The following is a 5,951-nucleotide window of genomic DNA, read 5'->3' as shown; positions in this document are numbered from 1 at the left end:
GAGATGGCCAGTGCCGTCAACCTTTTCGTGCATCCTGTGGCGGGTGCGGCGGCGATGTCGGCGCTTGGCCTCGGGCTTGCCAATCATGCTTTCGGCGTCTGGCTGGGCGCGTTTTCAGGCGCGGCAGAAGCCTCGCAGCGGCTGCTGCAGCCGATCGTCGATGATTTGGAGGCGCGCGTCGCGCAGTTCGATGAACCGAGTCCTTCCTCCACCAAGGCACGGGCAACGGCGAAAACAATGATCGCCGAGGCGCAGTCCTTCGCGCAGGAAGTCACCGATATTGCCGCCAAGGAAGCCGCCACCATGACGCCGGTGGCAAATGCCGTTCCCGCAACGGGCGGCGTCGGCGATGCGCTGTTGCCCGAGGACTTCAGGCAGCCCAAGGCCATGGAGAAGCCGGCGAAACCGGCGGATCTCAAGGCGATATCCGGCATCGGGCCCAAGCTGGAAAAGGTTCTCAACGGCCTCGGCATCTGGACGTATGCCCAGATCGCGGCATGGACGCCGCAAGAGGTTGCCTGGGTCGAAGACTATCTGTCGCTCGGCGGCCGCATCGGCCGCGACGATTGGACAGCTCAAGCGGCGGCGCTCGCCGTCAAGAAGTGAATGAAGTGCCCGACGTGGTCTCGACCGCGTCCGGAAAAAGAGATTGCGGGAACTCCGCAGGGGTTTGAGGCGAATGGCAAAGCTCAAGGTCGACGGGAAAGAGATCACTGTACCCGACCACTACACGCTGCTGCAGGCGGCGGAAGACGCTGGCGCGGAAGTGCCGCGCTTCTGCTTCCATGAGCGGCTGTCGATCGCCGGCAATTGCCGCATGTGCCTGATCGAGGTGAAGGGCGGGCCGCCCAAGCCGCAGGCCTCCTGCGCCATGAACGTGCGCGACCTGCGTCCCGGCCCGAATGGCGAGGCACCGGAAATCTTCACCAACACGCCGATGGTCAAGAAGGCCAGGGAAGGCGTGATGGAGTTCCTGCTGATCAACCATCCGCTGGATTGCCCGATCTGCGACCAGGGCGGCGAATGCGACCTGCAGGACCAGGCGATGGCCTTCGGCGTCGATTCCTCGCGCTATCACGAGAACAAGCGCGCGGTCGAAGACAAATACATCGGACCGCTGGTGAAGACGGTGATGAACCGCTGCATCCACTGCACGCGCTGCGTCCGCTTCACCACCGAAGTCGCCGGCATTTCCGAACTGGGCCTGATCGGCCGTGGCGAGGATGCCGAGATCACCACCTATCTCGAACAGGCGATGACCTCGGAGCTGCAGGGCAATGTCATCGACCTTTGCCCGGTCGGCGCGCTGACCTCGAAGCCATTCGCCTTCCAGGCGCGGCCGTGGGAGCTGACCAAGACCGAATCCATCGACGTGATGGATGCCGTCGGCTCGGCGATCCGCGTCGATAGCCGGGGCCGCGAAGTGATGCGCATCCTGCCGCGCGTCAACGAGGCGGTGAACGAGGAGTGGATCTCCGACAAGACCCGCTTCATCTGGGACGGCCTGCGCACGCAGCGCCTTGACCGCCCCTATGTGCGCAAGGACGGCAGGCTGGTTGCTGCCAGCTGGGCCGAGGCCTTCGCCGCGATCAAGGACGCGGTGTCGAAGACGGCGCCCGAAAAGATCGGCGCTATCGCGGGCGATCTCGCCGCCGTCGAAGAAACCTATGCGCTCAAGCTGCTGATGGCTTCGCTCGGCTCGAAGAATACCGATTGCCGCCAGGATGGCGCCGCACTCGATCCGGCGCTCGGCCGCGCGAGCTACATCTTCAACCCGACCATCGAAGGCATCGAGCAGGCCGATGCGGTGCTGATCATCGGCGCCAACCCACGCTATGAAGCCTCGGTGCTCAATGCCCGTATCCGCAAGCGCTGGCGGACCGGCAATCTGCCGGTCGGCGTCATCGGCGATGTCGGCGATACCCGCTACGACTACGAACAGCTGGGCGCCGGGCCGGATTCGCTGAAGGATTTGGCTGACGGAAACGGCAAGTTCTTCCAGACGCTGAAGAAGGCGACACACCCGCTGATCATCGTGGGACAGGGCGCGCTGGCGCGTGCCGATGGCGCGGCCGTGCTCGGCCAGGCGGCCAAGCTCGCGGCCGCCGTCAACGCTGCCCGCGCAGACTGGAACGGCTTTGCCGTGCTGCACAATGCGGCCGGGCGCGTCGGCGGTCTCGATCTCGGCTTCGTGCCGGGCGAGGGCGGCAGAAACGTTGCCGGCATGCTGGGCGAAATGGAGCTCTTGTTCCTGCTCGGCGCCGACGAGATCGACATGGCCAAGACCGGCGGCGCCTTCGTCGTCTATATCGGCACGCATGGCGACCAGGGCGCGCACCGCGCCAATGTCATCCTGCCGGCGGCCGCCTACACGGAAAAATCGGCCACCTATGTCAACACCGAAGGGCGTGTGCAGCAGACCAACCGCGCCGGCTTCGCGCCGGGCGAGGCGCGCGAGGACTGGGCGATCCTAAGGGCGCTGTCGGATGTGCTGGGCAAGAAACTGCCGTTCGATTCGCTGCCGCAGCTGCGCGCCAAGCTTTATGGCGAATACCCGCATCTGGCCCGTATCGACCAGGTCGCGGCCGGCAATGCCGAGGATATCGCCGAGGTGGCGAAGCTCGGCGGACGGCTGAACAAGGGCACCTTCACCTCGCCGGTGAAGGATTTCTACCTGACCAACCCGATCGCGCGGGCATCGGCCGTGATGGCGGAATGCTCGGCACTGGCCAAGAGCGGCTTCAAGCAGGCGGCGGAATAAGCATGGACACTTTCTTCTCCTTCTACGTGCTGCCGGCGCTGCTGATCCTGTTGAAGTCAGTCGTGCTGATCGTCGTTCTTTTGATCTTCGTCGCCTACATCCTCTACGCCGACCGCAAGATCTGGGCGGCGGTGCAATTGCGCCGTGGCCCGAACGTCGTCGGCCCCTGGGGCACGCTGCAGGCTTTCGCCGATCTGTTGAAGTTCGTCTTCAAGGAGCCGGTCATCCCGTCCGGCGCCAACAAGGGCGTGTTTCTTTTGGCGCCGCTGGTGTCGGCCGTGCTGGCGATCTCGGCCTGGGCGGTCATCCCGGTCAGCCACGGCTGGGCAATCGCCAACGTCAATGTCGGCATCCTCTATGTCTTCGCCATCTCCTCGCTCGAGGTCTACGGCGTGATCATGGGCGGCTGGGCGTCGAACTCGAAATATCCGTTCCTCGGCGCGCTGCGCTCGGCCGCGCAGATGGTGTCCTACGAAGTCTCGATCGGCTTCGTCATCGTCACCGTTCTGCTCACCGCCGGCTCGCTCAACCTCACCGATATCGTGCTGTCGCAGCATGATGGAATTGGTACGCGGCTTGGCCTGCCCAACACCTTCCTCGACTGGAACTGGCTGGCGCTGTTCCCGATGTTCATCATCTTCTTCATCTCGGCGCTGGCCGAGACGAACCGCCCGCCCTTCGATCTGGTCGAAGCCGAATCGGAACTGGTCGCCGGCCACATGGTCGAATATTCGTCGACCCCGTTCCTTTTGTTCTTCCTCGGCGAGTATGTCGCCATCGTGCTGATGTGCGCGCTGGCCACCATCCTGTTCCTCGGCGGCTGGCTGCCTCCGTTCGACTTCGCGCCGTTCACCTGGGTGCCGGGCGTCATCTGGTTCGTGCTGAAAGTCTGCTTCGTGTTCTTCGGCATCTCCATGGTGAAGGCCTTCGTGCCGCGCTACCGCTACGACCAATTGATGCGGCTTGGCTGGAAAGTGTTCCTGCCGATCTCGCTGTTCATGGTGGTCGCCACCGCGGCCTTCCTCAAGATCACGGGGTTTGCGTGATGTCCGCTCTTTCCCAAGCCGCCAAATCGCTGCTGCTGCAGGATTTCGTCAGCGCCTTCTTCCTGTCGATGCGCCAGTTCTTCGCGCCGAAGGAGACGATCAACTATCCGCACGAGAAGGGGCCAACCAGCCCGCGCTTCCGCGGCGAGCATGCGTTGCGCCGCTATCCCAATGGCGAGGAACGCTGCATCGCCTGCAAATTGTGCGAGGCGATCTGCCCGGCGCAGGCCATCACCATCGAGGCCGGCCCGCGCCGCAACGACGGCACCCGCCGCACGGTGCGCTACGACATCGACATGGTGAAGTGCATCTATTGCGGCTTCTGCCAGGAAGCCTGCCCGGTCGACGCCATTGTCGAGGGGCCGAATTTCGAGTTCGCGACGGAGACGCGCGAGGAACTCTACTACGACAAGGACAGACTGTTGGCGAATGGCGACCGGTGGGAGCGCGAGCTGGCGCGCAACATCTCGCTGGACTCGCCCTACCGCTGATATTTGACGCATGGACGGGGCGAGGGGCCTCGTCTAAGGACACAACGAAACTTGCGGCCTGAGGCGGCAAACATCGAAACAGGACGGTTGTCCTGTTTGTACAGGAACCCGGGGGATCCCCAATGTTGAGTGGACTAGAGGCGGCCTTTTTCTACCTCTTCGCCTTTGTCGCGGTGGCATCGGCGTTCATGGTCATTTCGTCGCGCAACCCCGTGCATTCGGTGCTGTTCCTGATCCTGACCTTCTTCAACGCCGCCGGCCTGTTCATGCTGACCGGCGCCGAGTTCCTGGCGATGATCCTGCTCGTCGTCTATGTCGGCGCGGTGATGGTTCTGTTCCTGTTCGTCGTCATGATGCTCGACGTCGATTTCGCCGAACTGAAGAGCGGCGCCCTGCAATATGCGCCGATCGGCGCGCTGGTCGGGCTGATCCTGGCGGCGGAGCTGATCGTGGTTCTCGGCGGCTACACCTTCGCGCCGCAGCTCGCTTCGACGGTCTCCAAGCCCATTCCGGATCTTGCCACGCGGACCAATACCGCCGCGCTCGGCGACATCCTCTATACGGACTACCTCTACTACTTCCAGATTTCGGGCCTCGTGCTGCTGGTCGCCATGATCGGCGCCATCGTGCTGACGCTGCGCCACAAGCCAGGCGTCAAGCGGCAGTCGATCGCAGCCCAGGTCGGCCGCACACCGGCGACCGGCATGGAAATCCGCAAGGTCAAGACAGGCGAGGGACTCTGAGATGGTTGTCGGCATCGCACATTATCTGACCGTATCGGCTGTTCTGTTCACGCTCGGCGTGTTCGGCATCTTCCTGAACCGCAAGAACGTCATCGTCATCCTGATGTCGGTCGAGCTGATCCTGCTGGCGGTCAACATCAATTTCGTCGCCTTTTCGGCAGCACTCGGCGATCTGGTCGGCCAGGTGTTCGCGCTGTTCGTGCTGACGGTCGCGGCGGCCGAAGCCGCCATCGGACTTGCCATTCTCGTCGTCTTCTTCCGCAACCGCGGCTCGATCGCGGTCGAAGACGTGAACATGATGAAGGGTTGACGGAACCACCATGTATCAGGCCATCGTCTTCCTTCCCCTGCTCGGCTTCCTGATCGTCGGCCTGTTCGGCACGTCGCTCGGCGCCAAGGCGTCCGAATACATCACCTCGGGTTTCCTGGTGGTCGCGGCCGTGCTGTCGTGGGTCGCGTTCTTCACCGTCGGTTTCGGCCATGGCGAGGTGTTCACCGTGCCCGTGCTGCGCTGGATACAGTCGGGTGGGCTGGAAGCGTCCTGGGCGCTGCGGATCGACACGCTGACGGTGGTCATGCTGGTGGTGGTCAACACCGTGTCGGCGCTGGTCCACATCTATTCGATCGGCTACATGCACCACGATCCGAACCGGCCGCGCTTCTTCGCCTATCTGTCGCTGTTCACCTTCGCCATGCTGATGCTGGTGACGGCGGACAACCTCGTGCAGATGTTCTTCGGCTGGGAAGGGGTGGGGCTGGCGTCCTATCTGCTGATCGGCTTCTGGTACAAGAAGCCGTCGGCCAATGCCGCGGCAATCAAGGCCTTTGTCGTCAACCGTGTCGGCGATTTCGGCTTCGCACTCGGCATCTTCGGCGTGTTCGTGCTGTTCGGCTCGGTCAATCTGGGCAC

General features: G+C 63.4%; 7 protein-coding genes. All 7 read left to right on the top strand.

Features of this window, described 5'->3' with window-relative positions; all coding sequences use genetic code 11:
* Nucleotides 1–606: NADH-ubiquinone dehydrogenase (locus tag EN914_RS21030; RefSeq protein WP_127389235.1), on the top strand; the 606-nt coding region annotated here is incomplete at its 5' end.
* A 73-nt stretch (nt 607–679) separates the two neighbouring features.
* A complete protein-coding gene (nuoG, locus tag EN914_RS21025) occupies nt 680–2,761 on the top strand; it encodes an NADH-quinone oxidoreductase subunit NuoG (RefSeq protein WP_024501358.1) in 2,082 nt (693 codons plus the stop codon).
* Between the two features lie 2 nt (nt 2,762–2,763).
* The gene (gene nuoH / locus EN914_RS21020; protein ID WP_013531097.1) at nt 2,764–3,807 is read left to right on the top strand and encodes an NADH-quinone oxidoreductase subunit NuoH; all 1,044 of its coding nucleotides are present in this window, start codon (nt 2,764–2,766) and stop codon (nt 3,805–3,807) included.
* Nucleotides 3,807–4,298: an NADH-quinone oxidoreductase subunit NuoI gene (gene nuoI, locus EN914_RS21015; RefSeq protein WP_013531098.1), complete on the top strand. Its 492-nt coding sequence runs from the start codon at nt 3,807–3,809 to the stop codon at nt 4,296–4,298. The genes nuoH and nuoI overlap by 1 nt, the downstream gene beginning before the upstream one ends.
* A 122-nt stretch (nt 4,299–4,420) precedes the next feature.
* Nucleotides 4,421–5,041 carry an NADH-quinone oxidoreductase subunit J gene (locus tag EN914_RS21010; protein WP_013531099.1) on the top strand — a complete coding sequence of 207 codons (621 nt, stop codon included), beginning with the start codon at nt 4,421–4,423 and terminating at the stop codon, nt 5,039–5,041.
* A gap of 1 nt (nt 5,042) precedes the next feature.
* Entirely contained in the window at nt 5,043–5,351 is a 309-nt protein-coding gene (gene nuoK, locus EN914_RS21005; RefSeq protein WP_010910101.1) for an NADH-quinone oxidoreductase subunit NuoK, read from the top strand.
* Nucleotides 5,352–5,361: 10 nt separating this feature from the next.
* Nucleotides 5,362–5,951 (top strand): proton-conducting transporter membrane subunit (locus EN914_RS21000; protein ID WP_281034662.1); only part of this gene is annotated, 590 nt, incomplete at its 3' end.

The organism is Mesorhizobium sp. M7A.F.Ca.CA.001.08.2.1 (assembly GCF_003998455.1).
In the GTDB taxonomy this organism is placed as follows: Bacteria; Pseudomonadota; Alphaproteobacteria; order Rhizobiales; family Rhizobiaceae; genus Mesorhizobium; species Mesorhizobium ciceri.
Note: the sequence above shows the minus strand (reverse complement) of the source record. Positions and strands in the feature narration are given on the sequence as shown.